This is a genomic window from Pseudomonas sp. USHLN015 (genome assembly GCF_037153275.1).
Classification (GTDB): Bacteria; Pseudomonadota; Gammaproteobacteria; order Pseudomonadales; family Pseudomonadaceae; genus Metapseudomonas; species Metapseudomonas tohonis.
In genome coordinates this window covers 329,667-346,422 of record NZ_JBBCKP010000010.1, presented here as the reverse complement: position 1 = coordinate 346,422, position 16,756 = coordinate 329,667, and the positions used below count along the sequence as shown (strand labels likewise).

The 16,756-nt window shown below is 67.1% G+C and carries 13 protein-coding genes and 1 pseudogene; 5 read left to right on the top strand and 9 right to left on the bottom strand.

Going from position 1 to position 16,756, the window contains the following annotated elements; translation table 11 throughout:
- A partial coding sequence (locus WFQ67_RS21940; RefSeq protein ID WP_337058152.1) for an integrase core domain-containing protein occupies positions 1-405 on the top strand: 405 nt, incomplete at its 5' end.
- Between the two features lie 95 nt (positions 406-500).
- Here WFQ67_RS21940 and WFQ67_RS21935 read toward each other — a convergent pair.
- On the bottom strand, positions 501-1,229 hold the full coding sequence (locus tag WFQ67_RS21935; RefSeq protein WP_173179704.1) for a phosphatase PAP2 family protein: 729 nt from the start codon (positions 1,227-1,229) through the stop codon (positions 501-503).
- Positions 1,230-1,382: 153 nt separating this feature from the next.
- Here WFQ67_RS21935 and WFQ67_RS21930 point away from each other — a divergent pair, with 153 nt between their 5' ends.
- The 4 genes from WFQ67_RS21930 to WFQ67_RS21915 all read left to right on the top strand — a co-directional run bounded on the left by WFQ67_RS21930 (position 1,383) and on the right by WFQ67_RS21915 (position 5,207).
- Entirely contained in the window at positions 1,383-2,066 is a 684-nt protein-coding gene (locus tag WFQ67_RS21930; RefSeq protein ID WP_213628598.1) for a response regulator transcription factor, read from the top strand.
- On the top strand, positions 2,056-3,333 hold the full coding sequence (locus WFQ67_RS21925; protein ID WP_337058151.1) for a sensor histidine kinase: 1,278 nt from the start codon (positions 2,056-2,058) through the stop codon (positions 3,331-3,333). The genes WFQ67_RS21930 and WFQ67_RS21925 overlap by 11 nt, the downstream gene beginning before the upstream one ends.
- 559 nt (positions 3,334-3,892) lie before the next feature.
- Entirely contained in the window at positions 3,893-4,117 is a 225-nt protein-coding gene (locus WFQ67_RS21920; protein WP_111263051.1) for a hypothetical protein, read from the top strand.
- A 385-nt stretch (positions 4,118-4,502) separates the two neighbouring features.
- Positions 4,503-5,207: a lipopolysaccharide kinase InaA family protein gene (locus tag WFQ67_RS21915; RefSeq protein WP_337058160.1), complete on the top strand. Its 705-nt coding sequence runs from the start codon at positions 4,503-4,505 to the stop codon at positions 5,205-5,207.
- A gap of 55 nt (positions 5,208-5,262) precedes the next feature.
- Here the strand turns inward: WFQ67_RS21915 and WFQ67_RS21910 are convergent, their stop codons facing one another.
- From WFQ67_RS21910 to WFQ67_RS21880, 8 genes and pseudogenes are all read right to left on the bottom strand, one after another.
- Positions 5,263-8,328 carry a multidrug efflux RND transporter permease subunit gene (locus WFQ67_RS21910; RefSeq protein ID WP_213628601.1) on the bottom strand — a complete coding sequence of 1,022 codons (3,066 nt, stop codon included), beginning with the start codon at positions 8,326-8,328 and terminating at the stop codon, positions 5,263-5,265.
- 23 nt (positions 8,329-8,351) lie between these two features.
- Positions 8,352-9,506: an efflux RND transporter periplasmic adaptor subunit gene (locus WFQ67_RS21905; RefSeq protein ID WP_337058150.1), complete on the bottom strand. Its 1,155-nt coding sequence runs from the start codon at positions 9,504-9,506 to the stop codon at positions 8,352-8,354.
- Between the two features lie 334 nt (positions 9,507-9,840).
- Positions 9,841-10,545, bottom strand: a complete 705-nt coding sequence (locus WFQ67_RS30495) for a methyl-accepting chemotaxis protein (RefSeq protein WP_373874750.1) — start codon at positions 10,543-10,545, stop codon at positions 9,841-9,843.
- A 228-nt stretch (positions 10,546-10,773) separates the two neighbouring features.
- Positions 10,774-10,884, bottom strand: a pseudogene (locus tag WFQ67_RS30490) (hypothetical protein); the annotation flags it as partial.
- A gap of 688 nt (positions 10,885-11,572) precedes the next feature.
- The gene (locus WFQ67_RS21895; protein WP_337058148.1) at positions 11,573-12,667 is read right to left on the bottom strand and encodes a DUF1513 domain-containing protein; all 1,095 of its coding nucleotides are present in this window, start codon (positions 12,665-12,667) and stop codon (positions 11,573-11,575) included.
- A 1-nt stretch (position 12,668) separates the two neighbouring features.
- Complete coding sequence (locus WFQ67_RS21890) at positions 12,669-13,733, bottom strand: imelysin family protein (protein WP_337058147.1); 1,065 nt, start codon at positions 13,731-13,733, stop codon at positions 12,669-12,671.
- A 10-nt stretch (positions 13,734-13,743) separates the two neighbouring features.
- The gene (locus WFQ67_RS21885) at positions 13,744-15,171 is read right to left on the bottom strand and encodes a di-heme oxidoreductase family protein (RefSeq protein ID WP_337058146.1); all 1,428 of its coding nucleotides are present in this window, start codon (positions 15,169-15,171) and stop codon (positions 13,744-13,746) included.
- A gap of 245 nt (positions 15,172-15,416) precedes the next feature.
- Positions 15,417-16,754 (bottom strand): imelysin family protein, encoded by a 1,338-nt coding sequence (locus WFQ67_RS21880; RefSeq protein ID WP_263152971.1) that lies wholly within the window; start codon positions 16,752-16,754, stop codon positions 15,417-15,419.
- Positions 16,755-16,756: the final 2 nt, after the last annotated feature.

The following is a 16,756-nucleotide window of genomic DNA, read 5'->3' as shown; positions in this document are numbered from 1 at the left end:
GTCACCGATGCCTATTCGCGCAAGATCGTCGGCCATCACGTCCACGACAGCCTGCATGCCGAGTCGGTGGCCCGAGCCTACAGCCAGGCGCTGCGGTACCGCACGACGCGGCCCCCCCTGGTGCATCACTCCGACCGAGGCATCCAGTACTGCTCGGAGCTGTACCAGCGCCTGCACGCGCAGCACGGGGCAACCTGCTCGATGACCGATGGTTACGACTGTTACCAGAATGCGCTGGCTGAGCGCGTCAACGGCATCCTGAAGAACGAGTTGCTGGAGCACCCTCCCACCGACCTCGGACAGGCGCGCCGCATGGTGCGCGAAGCCGTCGATATCTATAACCGGGAGCGGCCTCACCTGGCTCTGAAATACAAAACGCCCAATGCGGTGCATCGGGCGGTTTGAGGTCTGGAGCTTGGCCTGAAAGGTGTAAACCTATTTCAGGACTAGACATGTGGAAACGTCGCGGGTCGGGCATCGTCCGATGCGCCCGCTACCTGCTAGGGCGCCAGTTCCGTGGCGCCTTGGGGCGCCTCGTCGGCCTGGGGCGCATAGAGCATCAAGCGGTAGCAGCCGAGGCAGATCAGCCAGTCCAGCAGCGCCGTCCACAGGTTGTGGGAGAGAAAGTGCGCACCCTGCATCATCCTTCCCACCGAGAACAGCCCGCCCAGGGCCAGGGCTCCGACCAGGGCGAGGCGTGCGAGGCGGCGATTGCGGTCGCGCAGGAGGAAGTACAGCGCGAAGAAGGTGAAGCCGCTGCTGGCGTGGCCGCCCGGCCAGCAACGCCCGGGCTTGGCGGTGGGCGCGCGTTCGGCCAGCAGCGGGGTGTAGGTCTCCACGCCGCCATAGCGGGTCAGGTCCCAGGGGCAGTGCACGGCGGTCAGCGCCTTCAGGGGCGTCACGATCGCGGTGGACAGGCCCATCGCCAGGACCAGGTAGCCGAGGCGCCTGCGCAGGCCGTACCAGGGGCGATACAGGCAACTGGCGACGAACCCGGCCAGGGCCAGCAGCGCCACCGCGATCACCGCCTGCTTGGCGCGGTCATGCATCACGTCCTCGAGGAAGAAGCTGTGGGCGCCGATGAAGCCTTCTCCAGGCCGGTAGAACAGGTCGGCCAGGGCGAAGTCGAGGCGCGTCGGCTCGATCACCAGCAGGGCGAGGATGATCGCCAGCGGCAGGCCGAGCGCCCAGCCATAGGCGATCGGGCGGGAGGAGAGGGTAGGGGGCATGGGGCGTCTCCGGATTGCATGCGGGGGATTGTCAGGCGAGGGAATGGGCGTAATCTGCCGTGGCCGCCGTGGTGGCACCGTGAACCGCGGGTGAAAAAACTGTCAAAGACGCCCAGGCCCGGAAGGGCATCGATGAGGCGTGGGGAGCTGCAGATGCGGATTTTGCTGGTGGAAGACAATCGCGACATCCTGGCCAACATGGCCGATTACCTGGAGCTCAAGGGCTACAGCGTCGACTGCGCCCAGGACGGCCTGTCCGGCCTGCACCTGGCGGCCACCGAACACTTCGACCTGATCGTGCTCGACATCATGCTTCCCGGCCTGGATGGCTACGCCCTCTGCCGGCGCCTGCGCGAGGAGGCGCGACGCGACACGCCGGTGATCATGCTCACCGCGCGCGATGCACTCGACGACCGGCTGCAGGGGTTCAAGTCCGGGGCCGACGACTACCTGCTCAAGCCCTTCGCGCTCTCCGAGCTGTCGGCGCGCATCGAGGCCGTGCTGCGGCGCTCCCAGGGCGGCGGCAAGCGCAGCCTGCAGGTGGGCGATTTGAGCTACGACCTCGACACCCTGGCGGTCAGCCGTGCCGGCAAGCCGCTCAAGCTCAACCCCATCGGCCTCAAGCTGCTGGCCGTGCTGATGCAGAAAAGCCCCCATCTGGTGCGCCGGGAAGCCCTCGAGGAGGCGCTATGGGGCGACGACTGCCCGGACAGCGACAGCCTGCGCAGCCACATCCACCAGCTGCGCCAGGTGATCGACAAGCCCTTCGGCACCCCCCTGCTGCACACCCTCCACGGCCTGGGCTATCGCCTGGCGGAGTCGGCCGATGGAGTTTAGGCAGAGCCTCGCGCGGCGCATCGTCATCGCCTTCACCCTGATGACGGCGCTGGTTGGGGGGACCTTCTCGCTGGGCATCATCGAAGTGGTGCACCTGATCGAGGAACAGCTGATCTCCCGCGACCTGAACAACGAGCTGGAGCGCATCCTCTACGAGAACCTCGCCAAGGGCCGGGCGCCGAGCCTGGACAGCGACACCCGCTTCTACTTCGGCGAGGGAACCGGCCCCTACGCCCTGCCCGTCGAATACGCCAAGCTGGCGCCGGGTTTCCACGAACTCTTCGAAGGCCAGCTCTCGTTCCACGCCCTGGTGCGGGACATCGACGGCCACCGCTACGTACTGCTGCAGGACCAGAGCGATTTCGAGGACCGCGAGCAGGCGCTCTATGGCGTGGTGCTGGTGGGCTTCATCCTCAGCGTGCTGCTTTCGGCGCTGCTCGGCTGGCTGCTGGCGCGCAAGGTCATCGCGCCGGTGGTACGCCTGGCCGGGCAGGTCCGCCATCGCGACCAGCTGCTCGGCCTGGCGCCACCGCTGGCGCCGGACTACACCTCCGACGAAGTGGGCCAGCTGGCCCAGGCGTTCGACGACACCCTCGGGCGGTTGCGCGATGCCCTGACCCGCGAGCGCCTGTTCACCAGCGATGTGAGCCATGAACTGCGCACGCCCCTGATGGTGATCGCCACCTCCTGCGAACTGCTGATGGAAAACGACCACCTCGACGAGCGCTCGCGCCAGCAGGTGCTTCGTATCGGTCGTGCCAGTGAGGAGATGCGCGACCTGGTGCAGACCTTCCTCATGCTCGCCCGTGCCCAGCGCAACGGTGGCGAGATGGTGCCGCAATCCCGGCTCGGCAGCCTGGCGGATGAGCTGGCCGGCCTCTGGCGCGACCCCATCGAGGCCAAGGGGTTGCGCTTCGACTACCACCCCGGCGTCACCTCGGAGGTTCTCTACAACGCGGCCTTGCTCCGCTCGGTACTGGGCAACCTGTTGCGCAATGCCCTGCACTACACCGAGTCGGGCCACATCGAGCTGCGCCTGGACGAGCGCGGATTCAGCGTCGAGGACAGCGGGGTCGGTATCCCGGAAGAGCAGCGCGAGGCGATGTTCCTGCCCTTCGTGCGGGGTATCGAGCAGCGCGGAGATGGCCTCGGGCTGGGTCTGTCGCTGGTCAAGCGCATCTGCGAGAGCCAGGGCTGGGTGGTTCGCCTGTCGCCGTCCGGCTCCGGCGGCTGTCACTTCCGCGTCGACCTGGATGGCGCTGCCTGACAGATTTTTCACATCGGCTTGACGCCGGCATGACGGCTGCCGGCGGAAGCTGATCGTATCCAGGGACCCGACGGCCTGTAGAGGGTACGGACCTTGCAGTGCTCGGCTCCCATTGCGCCGGGGTAACACTCGCCACGCCCAGGGGGAGGGCGAGCGGAAGGCCGCATGGGGCTTTCAGGGAACCTGGCGCCTTGCGCGCGGTCCCACCGGGGCCTTGCACGTGGGCAATCGGGTTACTCCGGGGTGATGCCTGTTACCTGTGCAGCTGCGCTGGGCTCGACCAGCGGGCGGTGACCAGGCCCGGACGATGAACTGACATGGATTTGCAATGAATCACCGCTAGCCTCGCCCGTCTGCCAACCGACGGTACCGAGGCCGACGGCGCCGCGTGATGCGGCAAACAGGCGGTTGAGAGTGCGCTGCTCCTTAGGGACAAGAGCCGCGAAGGGATGACCAGGCCAGAGCGACATGCCATTCGTCACTTCGAAAAAGCGGACTGTGAACTATTGATCTAGTGTGAAGACACAGCGTTTGGCAGCGCTATCAAGGGGTTGCGATCATGAAGTTAGAAATAACGCGAGCTTTGTTCCTCGTAGGAGCCCTGGGCGTCGCGTCCATCGCCGCGGCGGCTTGGCATGAGCCGTCACCTTCGGTCGTCAGCGTCAATGGCCTCGGCTATTGTCCCCTGCCTCCCAATGCCCGGCACAAGGCCGACGCGGTGCCCGACAGGCAGTTGCTGCTGCTGATGTTCGGGCTTTCCCAGGGCATGGGGCCGCAAGGCTGAGCAGCGTCCCGTAGACATCCAGGCCCCGCGCATGCGGGGCTTTTCATTTGCGCCGCCGTCATTCCGTGATCGCCACGCACCTTTTCTCGTCCCTCCAGCGCCGACGTCCTGCAACGGTACGGACCTTGCAAACCTGCTGCTCACCCGCTGGCGAGAGTAGGGTTGCTGCGGCTTACCGCCCGGAATAGAGGCATCGTTGCCCCATGAGGTGACTTGGGGCCGGGCTTGCCGCCGTGCACAGGGTTACCGAGTGCACGTTCCTGTTACCGCAAGCGACATCAAAAAGGGCGTGAGTCATTCGCCCCCCTGGGCGGTCTGGTTCTCGACGGAGACTGCGACCGACCAGGCGATAAACGCAGGGGATGGTCTGATGGAGGCAGCTGTGATTGCGTTGGCGAGCGATATGGACGACCCGTTCGAGCGCTTCTGGAACTGGCGTGGGGAATGGGTCGAAGCACCCAACCTGCGACGGGGCGGTGAAAGCGGGGTGGAGCGGGTGCGCCGGGACGACGGTGTCCTGTTGTATAGCAAGCGCCAGTGCGGCCATCTCTATCGCAGCGTGCTGCACCCCTTCGGACGCCCGACGGTGCTTCGCGAACGGGATGCCATCCGCGCCTTCGAACGCCTCGGCGTGAGGGTGCCGCGGCTGGTGTTCTGCGGCGCGCGGCGCGGCGGCGAGGGCGCTTGGCAGGCGCTGCTGGTGACGGAGGCGCTGGAGGGCTTCATCGATTTCGAGCGCTGGTACGCCTCCCTGGAGGGGCGCGCCGACGCCAAGGGCGAGCGCGAGCGGGTGCTCGGCCAGATGGCGGAGGTGCTGGCGCGGTTGCACCGGGGCGGTTGGCAACACGGTTGCCTTTATCCCAAGCACGTGTTCATCCGCGTCGGGGAAGGGGAGGGCGCCGAATCGGTGGAAATCGCCCTGATCGACCTGGAGAAGAGCCGCCGTCGCTTCGCCCATGCCCGGGCGGCGCGCAACGATGTCGGCCAGATCAGGCGCCATTCGGCCATCCGCGACGAGGACTGGGCCTACCTGCTGGCGGCCTACGAGCGTGCCTTCGGCAGCCGCGTGGAGGCGCTGCACCGGCTTTGAGAACCCTGGAATGAAGAAGGCCCCGCAGATGCGGGGCCTTCTCGTTCAACCGGGTTCAGTGGCTCGCGACGGGCTCTGCCTCGGGCTGGGCAGCCGGCCGTGGGTCCGGCTTGGCCAGCAGGGTATAGACGCAGGGCAGCACGAACAGGGTGAACAGCGTGCCGATGGACATGCCGGTGGCGATCACCGTTCCGATATCGAAGCGGCTCACCGCACCCGCGCCGGTGGCGAGGATCAGCGGCACCATGCCGAACACCATCGCGGCGGTGGTCATCAGTACCGGGCGCAGGCGGATGGAGGCGGCTTCCTCCACCGCTTCGCGCGCACTCAGGCCCTTGTCGCGACGCAGCTGGTTGGCGAACTCCACGATCAGGATGCCGTGCTTGCTGATCAGGCCGATCAGCGTCACCAGGCCCACCTGGGTGTAGATGTTCATGCTGGAGATCCCCAGGAACAGCGGGATCAACGCGCCGCAGATCGACAGCGGCACCGTCACCAGAATCACCAGTGGGTCGCGGAAGCTCTCGAACTGGGCGGCCAGCACCAGGAAGATGATCGCCAGGGCCAGGCCGAAGGTGACGTACAGCGCGCTACCTTCCTGGACGTACTGGCGCGAGGCGCCGGCGTAGTCGAAGGCGAAGCCGCGCGGGGCTTCCTCGCGGGCGATCTGCGCCACGGTATCCACCGCATCGCCCATGCTCACAACCGGGAAGCCCTCGATGATCGCCGAGTTCAGCTGCTGGAACTGCTTGAGCTTGGTCGGCCGGGCGGTGTCGTGCACCGTGATCAGGGTCGACAGGGGCACCATCGCACCGCTTTCGCTCTTCACGTAGTAGCTGTTCAGCCAGTCCGGGTTGTCGCGATAGGCACGTTCCACCTGGGCGATCACCTTGTAGCTGCGACCGTCGATGGTGAAGCGGTTGATCTCGCCCTCGCCCAGCAGCAGCGCCAGGGTGGAGCCGAGGTCTTCCATGGAGACGCCCATCTGCGCGGCCTTCTGGCGGTCGATGTCGACCACCACTTCCGGCTTGTCGAACGCCAGGTCGACGTTGAGGAAGGCGAACTTGCCCGAGGCTTCCGCGCGCTGCTTGATGCGCTCGGTCACCTGCAGCAGGGACTCGTAGTCGTTCGGGGTGTTGACCACGAACTGGAAGGGGAGGCCTTCACCGGTCCCCGGCAGCGACGGCAGGTTGAAGCCGAAGATCTGCAGGCCGGGTATGCGGTCGAGCTTGCCCTGCACCTCCTGCAGCAGCTCCATCTGGGTGCGCTCGCGCTCGTCCCATGGCTTGAGCAGGAAGCCGCCGATACCGGCCTGCACACCATCGAAGCCGTTGATCTGGAACGACGAGTAGTACTCGGGGAAGGACTTGAATATCTCCACGAACTCGTCGGTGTAGGCGTTCAGGTATTCGAGGTTGGTCGGCTGCGGCGCCTTGGCCATGAGGAAGACGATGCCCTGGTCCTCGTCGGGGGCCAGCTCGCTCTTGGTCATCATCAGCAGCACCGGGATCAGCGCCATCACGATGAGCGCGAACACCACCACCACCGGGCGGGTGTTGAGAGTGCCGTGCAGCGCGCTCTGGTATCGACGCTTGAGCCGCTCGAAGATCATGTCCAGCCTGTGGGCCAGGCCGCTCGGGTTCTCCTCGTGGCGCAGCAGCTTGGAGCACATCATCGGCGACAGGGTCAGGGCGACGATGCCGGAGATGATCACCGCGCCCGCCAGGGTCAGGGCGAACTCGCGGAACAATGCGCCGGTGAGGCCTTCGAGGAAGCCGATGGGGGCATACACCGCCGCCAGGGTAATGGTCATGGAGATGACCGGCACGGCGATCTCGCGGGCGCCCTCGATGGCGGCGTCGAAGGGCGTCTTGCCCTCCTCGATGTGCCGGTGGATGTTCTCCACCACCACGATGGCGTCGTCCACCACCAGGCCGATGGCGAGCACCATGGCCAGCAGCGTCAGCAGGTTGATGGAGTAGCCCATCAGCTGCATGAAGAACAGCACGCCGATCATCGACAGCGGGATGGTGATGACCGGGATCAGCACCGAGCGGAAGGCACCGAGGAACAGGAACACGACCACGATGACGATCAGCACCGCCTCGCCGAGGGTCTTCACCACCTCGTCGATGGACGCCTGGATGAAGCGCGTGGCGTCATAGGCGATGGACACCTTGAGGTTCGGCGGCAGCTGCGCTTCCAGCTCGGGCATGATCGCGCGCACGTGCTTGATCACGTCCAGCGGGTTGGCGCTGGGCGTGCCCTTGATGCCGATGTAGACCGAGGGGATGCCGTCGAAGGAGCTGATGGAGTCGTAGTTCTCGGCGCCCATCTCGACGCGGGCGATGTCACGTACCAGCACGCGGCGGTCGCCCTGGGTCTTCACCGGGATGGCGGCGAAGGCTTCGGGGGACTTGAGGTCGGTGGTGGCGTTGATGCTGGTCACCACGTACTCGCCCTTCACCTGGCCGGCGGCCGAGAGGAAGTTGTACTTGCGCACCGCATCGCTGACATCGCCGGCGGTGACGCCGTAGGCGGCCATCTTCACCGGGTCCAGCCACAGGCGCATGGCGAAGACCTGGTTACCGAGGATCTCCGCTTCCGCCATGCCCGGCAGGGTCGCCAGCTTGGGCTGGATGACCCGCGACAGGTAGTCGGTGATCTGCGGGTTGGATAGCTCGTCGCTGTAGAAGCTGATGTACATCAGCGCCGAGGCGTCGGCCGCCTCCTTGGACAGGACGGGGTCCTCGGCGTCCTGCGGCAGCTGGTTCTTCACCTCGTTGGCCTTGGCCAGCAGTTCGGTGAAGAGGCGATCCGAGTTGGCGCCGATGCGTGCGTAGATCGAGATGACCGACATGTTCTGCTGGCTCGACGACGTCATGTAGTCGATGCCTTCGGCGCTCGCCAGGCTCTGTTGCAACGGCTGGGTGATGTAGCCCTGGATGGTCTCGGCATTGGCCCCCGGGTAGGCGGTGGTCACCGTGATCAGGGCGTTTTCCATCTGCGGGTACTGGCGGATCACCAGCTTGCTGAAGGCCTGGAAGCCCAGCAGCACGATCAGCAGGCTGACCACGGTCGCCAGTACCGGGCGACGGATGAAGGGATCTGTGAAAGCCATATCGGTATTCCTTGGCGCCGTGCTTACTGCTCGGCGCTGGCTTGTTTGTCCGTTTTCGGTTGCAGGGCCTGGTCATCGGCGATGGCGACATTGGAGCCGTTGTCCAGTTTCAGCTGGCCTGCGGTCACCACCTGTTCGTCGGCCTTCAGGCCCTTGAGCACCACGACCTTGCCGTCGCGGCGCTGGCCGGTCTCGACGAAGCGGCGTTCGACCACCAGGACCGGCTGGCCCTTGTCGTCCTTCAGCGCCTGGCCGTCCTCGCCCTTCTTGGCGTCGATCACGTAGACCGAGTTGCCGTAGAGGGTGTAGGTGATGGCGGTTTCCGGCACCACGATGCGCAGGTTGTCGCCCGGCAGCAGGACCTCGAGATTGGCGAACATGCCCGGCAGCAGCTTGGCGTCGGGGTTCTGCAGCAGCGCACGCACCTGCAGGTTGCGGGTACTGTCCTCGACCTTGGGGTTGATCGCGGCGATGGAGCCTTCGAAGAACTCGCCCGGGTAGGCGGCGACGCTGATCCGCACATGCTGGCCGATGGCGAGCTTGGGCACCGCCTGCTCGGGCAGGTAGAAGTCGAGGAACAGGGTACTGAGGTCCTGCAGGGTGGCGATGGTGGTGCCCGAGGAGAGGAAGTCACCGACGTCCACCTGGCGGATGCCGATGGTGCCGGCGAACGGCGCGACGATGCGCTTCTTCGCCAGCATGGCCTTCAGTTGGGCGACGCTGGCGTTCGACTTCTGCAGCTCCGAGGAGAGGCGGTCGAATTCGCTCTTGGAGATGTTCTGCCGGTTCACCAGGCTGCGACCGCGCTCGAACTCCACGCGAGCAAGGGCCAGGGTGGCTTCCGCGGTCGCCAGGCTGGCCTGTTCGACGTCGCTGTCCATCTGGATCAGCGGCTGGCCGAGCTTGACCTTCTCGCCGGAAAGGAACTGCACCTCCTGCACGGTGCCGCCGACTTCCACGGTCAGGTCCACGCCCTGGAACGCCTTGAGCGAACCGATGGCCGGCAGGCGCTCCTGCCAGGGCACTTCCACCGCCTTGGCGGCCGAGACGCTGATGGCAGGCTTGGGCGCCGTGAACATCGCGATCTGCTGTTTGATGGAGAAGAACTTGTACGCGGCAAGCGCGGCCACCACGAGGATGACCACGCCGAGCATGATGAGCATGCGGCGGAGCAACATATTCCGGTTCCTTGGCAAGGCAGATTGAGGGCCTGGGAATAGGCAAGGGGTGCACCTTAGTACCACTGGCGGGGGCAAGTCAAAGGCGCGGAATTGCAAAAGTTTACATGCTGGCACGATGCCCATTCGGTGCCTTGCAGATCGCCGGAGATCGCTACGGATCGGTGCTTTTCAGTCGACACGAAAGGCGCCTGGGCGGGAAGGCCCGTTAAGCGCAGAAGGCAGCACAGCGGCGCCCTGGCAGCGGGCGGGTGCAACTCCGGGGAATCATGGGGGCGGCAAGGGTGCCACCGGGCTGTGACGGAGAAGGCACGTCCATGTGCCGGGTGCGGTGTCAGGCGCTGAAGCGGCGGGTGACCTCGCTCAGGTCGCCGGAGAGTTCGTGCAGGCGGTTGCTGGCCGCCTCGGTGCGTTGCACGTTCTCGTTGTTGGTGACGGCGATGGCGGTGATTTCGGTGAGGTTGCGCGAGATGTCCTCGGCCACCGAGGTCTGCTCCTCCGCCGCCGTGGCGATCTGCCGGTTCATGTCGCGGATGGCCTCCACCGCGCCGGTGATGCGTTGCAGCATCGCGCCGGCCTCGGTCACCTGGGTGACGCTCTGCTCGCTGCGGCTCTGACCGCTTTCGATGGCGCGTACCGCGTTCACCGCGCCGGTCTGCACCGTGTCGATGATCTGGTGGATCTCGGCGGTGGATTCGGCGGTGCGCTGGGCGAGGGTCCGCACCTCGTCGGCGACCACCGCGAAGCCTCGGCCCTGCTCGCCGGCGCGGGCGGCCTCGATGGCGGCGTTGAGCGCCAGCAGGTTGGTCTGCTCGGCGATGCCGCGGATCACTTCCAGCACCTTGCTGATGCGGCCGCTGTCGTTCTCCAGGCGGCGGATCACCTCGGCAGTGGAGTCGATCTCGCCGCGCATGCCGGTGATGCTCTGGATGGTCGCCTGCATCACTCGCTCGCCCTGCTGGGCCGAGCTGTCGGCGTCGTCGGCGGCGCGCGCGGCATCGGCGGCATGGCGGGCCACCTCCTGGGCGGTGGCGGACATCTCGTGCATCGCCGTGGCCACCTGGTCGGTGCGCGAGAACTGCTCGCGGGTGCCGCCGGCCATCAGCGTGGCGATGGCGTTGAGCTCGCCGCTGGCGCTGTCCAACTCGGCGGTGCTGTGCTTGAGGCGGTTGAAGGTGTCGGCGAGGAAGTCCCGCAGGATGTTCGCCGAGTTGGCCAGGCGCCCCAGTTCGTCGCGGCGGCTGCTGTCGACGCGCTCGCCGAAGTTGCCCTGGCTGAGGCGGCCGATGTGGTCGATCAGGGTGCGGATCGGATCGATCAGGCGACGGTTGATCAGCCAGATCGCCAGCAGGCCCACCAGCACGCTGGACACCAGCATCACCACCAGGCCGGTGGTCACGGTACTGGCGGCGCTGGCGCTGATCTCGGCGGACTGCTGTGTGCCGCGGTCATGCAACTGGGTGACCAGGGCGGTCATCTGCTCGCTGGCGGCGCGGTCGATGCCCTGCACCGCCTTGTCGCCCGCGGTCGGGTCGGCGCCGGCGGCGAGGAAGGCCTCGCGGCCTTTGCGGTAGGCCGCCCCCAGGGTCTGGTGCTCGCTGCGCAGGCGCTCCACCTGACTCTGCAGGCTGCTGTCGCCCTGCTCGCGGGCTTCGTTGACCAGCTTGCCGAGCAGGTTCTGGACCTTGCGCTCCTGATCCTCGAACTGGCCCCAGTACTTGCTCAGGGCGGCCGGGTCCTTGCCGCGCAGCAGGACGTTCTTCCATTCCTGCACCTGGCCCTTGAATTCGACGTTCGCGCTGTCGACGAGGCTGGATGCCTCCAGCGTGCCACCTACCAGGTTGCGGTAGGACTGGATCCCTCCAGATAGAAAGTTGAAGCAGGTCAGGGCGATGACCAGGATCAGCAGCAGGCTGCCGCCCAGCAGCGCGAGGAGCTGACCTCGCAGGGAGTTTTGCAGGGACATGTAGTTACGCCTCAGGGACGTGGGAGGGAAGGGTTGGCTGGTGAAGTATAGGTCGGCCGCCGCGACCGTTCGTTGAGGTCGCGGCGACGAAATGCAGGTGTCAGGCGAGGTGCAGGTGGTTGTCCCAGAGCCCGGCGGGCAGTTGCAGAGGAGCGGCGGTGATCGTCGCCTTGCGGCAATCGTAGAAGCGGCAGCGGCCCTGGCCGGAGGTGACCACGAAACCGTCCTTCACCGCCCCGACGCCGGCGCAGTCGGGGAGCGGGGCGTCGAGGCGCACGGCGCCGCTGTCCAGGTCCCAGATGAAGAAACGGTTGCCGCGCGGGGCGGTCAGGGCCACCAGGCGCAGTTCGTCGTGGATGGCGACGCTGGCGGTGTACTGGGCCATCGACAGGCATTGCTCGTCGGCCAGGGGGAAGGGCTGGAAGCGCTGGCCCGGGCGCTTGATCGCCAGCAGGTCGGCATGGTCGCCGGCATCGCCCATGTATTGCTGGCCGGCGACTATGGTGCCGTCGCTCGCGATGGCCAGGTGGCGCACGCTGTTCATCTGCTGGGGCAGGGTCTCGCGGCTGATCAGGCTGCCGTCGCGGCGCATCAGCACCAGGCTGGGCTCCATGGCATGGAGGTTCATCTCCACGCGGCTCTCGGCCTCGGTGCGGATGCCGCCGTTGGCGACCACGAAGGTCTCGCCGTCCGGCATCCAGGACACCTGGTGCGGCCCCAGGCCGTGGGTGGACAGCTCGCCCTGGAAGCTCAGCCGGCGGTCGGCGTAGGCATACACGCCGAGCAGGCCGCGACCGGGGTCGGTGGTGTCGTTGTCGGTGGTGTAGAGCCACTCGCCGCTCTTGTGGAACACGCCGTGCCCGTAGAAGTGGCGGTCCGGCTGCGAGCGCAGCGTCTGCAGCAGGCTGCCGTCGGTGAGGTCGATCAGGTAGCTCTCGGTGCCCGGGCGGCGGGCGACGAACAGGGCCACCGCCTCGCTGGGGTGTTCGACGATGTCGTGGCAGCGCTGCGCCACGCGGGTGGCGAACACCTGGGTGCCGTCGAGGCGGTAGCCGACGGCGTAGTGGCCGCCATCGGCATCGTCACGGGCGGAGAGCAGCAGCGGGTCGCGACCCTTGCGGCTCAGGGTCCAGCCGCCCAGCGTCACGGCGCCGAGCAGGAGGCTGCCGAGGGCGAGTACCTGGCGGCGGAACATATCAGTCACCATCGTTGGCGTTGAAGCCGAGTTGCACGTTGAGGACGCGGGCCAGCTCGTTGGAGTGCAGGCGGTGCACCACGTCGAGGCTGTCGTAGAAGACGTTCAGTTGCTTGAGGCCTTCCTCGCTCTGCAGCAGCTTGCTCAGCGGCGGTTGCAGGGCGTCCAGCTTGGCGCGGGCGTCGGCGTAGGCGCCGTCGATCTTCTCGGCCAGGGCCTTCTGGTCGTCACCCAGCAGGCTGCGGAGGCCCTTGCCGTCGGCACCGTTCCACAGCTGCTCGGCGCTGAGCAGGCTGGCGCCCAGGCTGGCCAGGGAGGTGTCGCTGCGCCAGCCATCGGCCTGGTAGGGCTGCGGCTGGCTCTTGGCCTGGCGGCCCATGGGCGTGCCGAGCTTCTTCTTCAGGGTGTCCAGGGCGGTGACCTGGACACGCAGCAGCTCGGAGACGGCCTCGTGGGAGTCGGCGTAGCGCTGGTTGGGGAACTTGCTCAGTTGCTCGAGCATGCCGTCCTTGCTGTTCCAGGAGGCGAGGATCTCCTCGGCGAGGCTCTGCTGGCGCTGGCCGATGGCTTCCAGCAACGGGCAGTAGCGGGCCTTCTGCTCCTGGTCGGCGAGGTCCAGGTTGCTGTCGAAGAGGATGTATTCGTAGGCGGAGAGGCCCTGTACCACGACGCTGGACTTGGCCAGGCCGGCGGCGTCGATCTCGGGCTTGGCCTGGACCAGTTGCTCGACCTGGCGACCCACCAGGTTCTTCTTGTCCGGCCAGAACTGCACCTGCCAGGCGCGGTTGCCCTCGGCCAGGGGGCCGACCATCAGCGGTTGCAGCTCGGCCCAGGCCTTCTGCGCCGCGAGGAAGTCGGCACGGGCCTTGGCCAGGTCTTCCTTCCCGGAGCAGAACGCCAGCGCGCTGGCGGCCAGGGCGCGGTCGGCTTCCACCCAGCGGCTGTAGGTGGGCAGGATCACCTGCTTGGCCAGCGCGGCGGTGGCCTGGGCCTGCGGGTCCTGCGGGGCGCAGGCGCCCAGGGCCAGGGCGGCGAGGCTGGTGAAGAGCAGTTTGGGTCTGAACATGCAGGGCTCCTTAAAGGGAATTCAGGAATGCCAGCAGCGCGGCTCGCTGTCCAGCGTCATAGCGCATGACGGTCTGTTTCGCCGCCTCGGCCTCGCCGCCGTGCCAGAGGATGGCCTCGAGCAGGTTGCGGGCGCGCCCATCGTGGAGGAAACGGGTGTGGCCGTTGACCGCCTGGGTCAGGCCGATGCCCCAGAGGGGCGCGGTGCGCCAGTCGCGGCCGCCGGCCTGGAACTCGGGACGGCCGTCGGCCAGGCCTTCGCCCATGTCGTGCAGCAGCAGGTCGCTGTAGGGGCGGATCACCTGGTTGGCCAGTTCCGGCTCGGCGGCATCGCTGCCGGTGGTGAAGCTCGGTACGTGGCAGCCCTGGCAGCCGGCCTGGTGGAACAGGCCCTTGCCTTCGAGCACCAGCGGGTCGTTCACCTGGCGCCGCGCGGGCACCGCGAGGTTGCGGGCGTAGAACAGCACCAGGCGCAGGATGTTGTCGCTGACCTCGGGCACGCCGCCGTTGACGGCGGCCAGGCAGTCGACCTGGGCGGGCATGCAGTCGTCGCGGGGCAGCAGGCTGGTGGTCAGGCCCATGTCGCCGGAGAAGGCGTGGGCGTTCTGCTGGTTGAGGCTGGGCTGGCCGGCCTTCCAGCCGAAGCGACCGAGCACGGTCTGGCCGGCGGCGTCGTCCCAGACCCGGTTGGCGCGGCCGACGATGCCGGCGGGCTTGTCCTTCGAGGCGCCCGCGTTGGCGAGGATGGCGGATTCGGGAATGGCTTCCAGCAGGCCCAGGCCGATCATCGGCGGGGCGACGCGGGCGGAGAACATCGTCTGCGGGTGCAGGGGACCGTAGCCGAGCTGGGTGATCTCCAGGATCGGTTTCTGCAGCTCGACGCGGGTGCCGTCGGCGAGGGTCACCGGGACGGCTTCGTAGCGCATGCGCACCTTGCCTTCCGGGGCGACGCCGGGGATGGCCACGTCCTGCAGCTGGCCGCCGTAGACCGGTTCGGGCACCACCCCCAGGCGCTCCAGGGCCTGCTGGTGCTCGGCCTTGGCCTCGGCGGGAATCGACAGGCGCACGAGCATGGACACGGCGTTGACCGCGCCCGCTTCGGGCGGGTGGCCGCGGCCGTCCTTGATGTGGCAGTTCTGGCAGGCGTTGGTGTTGAACAGCGGGCCCAGGCCGTCACGTGCGGTGGTGGAGGAGGGCGCGATCACCCAGGGATTGCGGAAGAAGCTGTTGCCGACGCTGAAGTCCAGGCGGCGGCTCGGCGGCAGGTTGGCCGAGGGCAGCGAGAAGGCATTGCGATCACTCTGCTCGACCGTGGTGGCGCCGCCGGAAAGGTGCTCGCCCGGCTCGGCCCGGGTGAAGCGTGGCGCGTCGTCGCAAGCGCCCAGGCCAAGTGCTAGCAGCAGGGGAAATGCGCGGCGAAAGGCCGATGAGGCGGGCATTGGAGGGTCCGGTCGGCTGAAAACAGGCGGGCAATGTTAGCAGGCGAAGGATCATTAAATAAGAGGGATTTGCGTTTGCCTCTAGGGTCCTTCCGAGGCTGGCGCGGGTGCGTCAAAAAGGCCGGGGCGAGGGCCGGAGCCCGCATGTGGAGCGGTCGGCAGGCGCGCTCGTCATGGCTGCCTGACGCGCACAAAAAAGCGGATGCGGCGTTGCGCCGCATCCGCTTGGCGGGTTACCGGGGCGATCAGAACTCGTGATCGGCGTTGTCCGGTTTCAGGTCGCTGATGCCCAGCTTGCCGGCGGCCTGCTCGATGGCACCGGTCTGCTTGACCAGGGCGGCGATGGCGTCACGGACGATCTGGTTGCCTTCGGCGTTGTCCGGGGCGATCAGTTGGTCGAAGTGCACGCCCTTGTCGGCGCTGTCCACCAGCACTTGCAGCTTGGCTTCGGTGGCTTCCAGGTCGGCCTTCAGGGTGGCGTCGGCCTGGGCGTCGATCTTGGCCACCAGGGAGGACAGGCTCGGGCCGGTCAGGGTGGTGCCGTCGACCTTCTTGTACTCGCCCAGGTACACGTTGCGGATGCCCTTGCCGTTGTAGAAGTGCGAGTTGTGGGTGTTGTCGCTGAAGCAGTCGTGCTCGTCCTCGGGCGAGTTGGCTTCCAGGGCGACCTTCATGCGCTCACCGGCCAGTTCGCCGAGGGACAGGCTGCCCATGCCGAACAGCATCTTGCGCAGGCCGGACTCGGCAGGCTCGGCTTCCAGCTTGGCGCGGTAGTTGTCGGCGACGCCGGCTTTCCACTGGCCGACCATGTATTCCAGGTCGCTGACCAGCAGGTCGGTGGCGGCCTTCAGGTAGGCGGCGCGGCGGTCGCAGTTGCCGCCGGTGCAGTCCTTGCCCTGGGCGTAGTCGGTGGCCGGGCGGTTGCCGGCGCCCGGGCCGGTGCCGTTCAGGTCCTGGCCCCAGAGGAGGAATTCGATGGCGTGGTAGCCGGTGGCGACGTTGGCTTCGGAGCCGCCCAGCTCGTTGAGGCTGGAGAGCTTCTCGCCGGTGATCTCGGTGACGTCGATCTTGTCTTCGCCGACCTGGATTTCCTTGTTGGCGATGATGTTGGCGGTGGCGCCCGGGTTGCCCAGCGCGTGCTGGTAGTCCTTGGCGACGTAGTCGATCAGGCCCTCGTCCAGCGGCCAGGCGTTGAGGCCGCCTTCCCAGTCGTCGACGACGGCGTTGCCGAAGCGGAAGACTTCGCTCTGCATGTACGGGGTGCGGGCGGCCAGCCAGGCTTCACGGGCGGCTTTCAGGGTGTCGTCGCCAGGCTTGGCGATAAAGGCGTCGACGGCTTTCTGCAGGTCGACGGCGGTGCTGTGGGCGTCGCTGAAGACGGCCAGGGCCAGGTCGGCGTAGTGCTTGACCACGGCCTTGGCGGCGGCTTCATCGACTTTCGCTACGGTCGCGGCTGGGGTGCTGCTGGCGGCTGCGGGAGCGGCGGCTTGCGGTGCTGCGGCCTTGTCCTTGTCGTCGCCGCAACCGGCGAGGGTGATGGCGATGGCAAGCAGGCTGGCAGTAGCCAGGGGCATACGACTCATGG

What these genes read in the sequence shown, in the direction of transcription:
- WFQ67_RS21935 (WP_173179704.1), bottom strand. Translation starts at nt 1,229, where the DNA reads ATGCCCCCTACCCTCTCCTCCCGCCCGATCGCCTATGGCTGGGCGCTC.
- WFQ67_RS21930 (WP_213628598.1), top strand. Translation starts at nt 1,383, where the DNA reads ATGCGGATTTTGCTGGTGGAAGACAATCGCGACATCCTGGCCAACATG.
- WFQ67_RS21925 (WP_337058151.1), top strand. Translation starts at nt 2,056, where the DNA reads ATGGAGTTTAGGCAGAGCCTCGCGCGGCGCATCGTCATCGCCTTCACC.
- WFQ67_RS21920 (WP_111263051.1), top strand. Translation starts at nt 3,893, where the DNA reads ATGAAGTTAGAAATAACGCGAGCTTTGTTCCTCGTAGGAGCCCTGGGC.
- WFQ67_RS21910 (WP_213628601.1), bottom strand. Translation starts at nt 8,328, where the DNA reads ATGGCTTTCACAGATCCCTTCATCCGTCGCCCGGTACTGGCGACCGTG.
- WFQ67_RS21905 (WP_337058150.1), bottom strand. Translation starts at nt 9,506, where the DNA reads ATGTTGCTCCGCCGCATGCTCATCATGCTCGGCGTGGTCATCCTCGTG.
- WFQ67_RS30495 (WP_373874750.1), bottom strand. Translation starts at nt 10,545, where the DNA reads ATGTCCGCCACCGCCCAGGAGGTGGCCCGCCATGCCGCCGATGCCGCG.
- WFQ67_RS21895 (WP_337058148.1), bottom strand. Translation starts at nt 12,667, where the DNA reads ATGTTCCGCCGCCAGGTACTCGCCCTCGGCAGCCTCCTGCTCGGCGCC.
- WFQ67_RS21890 (WP_337058147.1), bottom strand. Translation starts at nt 13,733, where the DNA reads ATGTTCAGACCCAAACTGCTCTTCACCAGCCTCGCCGCCCTGGCCCTG.
- WFQ67_RS21885 (WP_337058146.1), bottom strand. Translation starts at nt 15,171, where the DNA reads ATGCCCGCCTCATCGGCCTTTCGCCGCGCATTTCCCCTGCTGCTAGCA.
- WFQ67_RS21880 (WP_263152971.1), bottom strand. Translation starts at nt 16,754, where the DNA reads ATGAGTCGTATGCCCCTGGCTACTGCCAGCCTGCTTGCCATCGCCATC.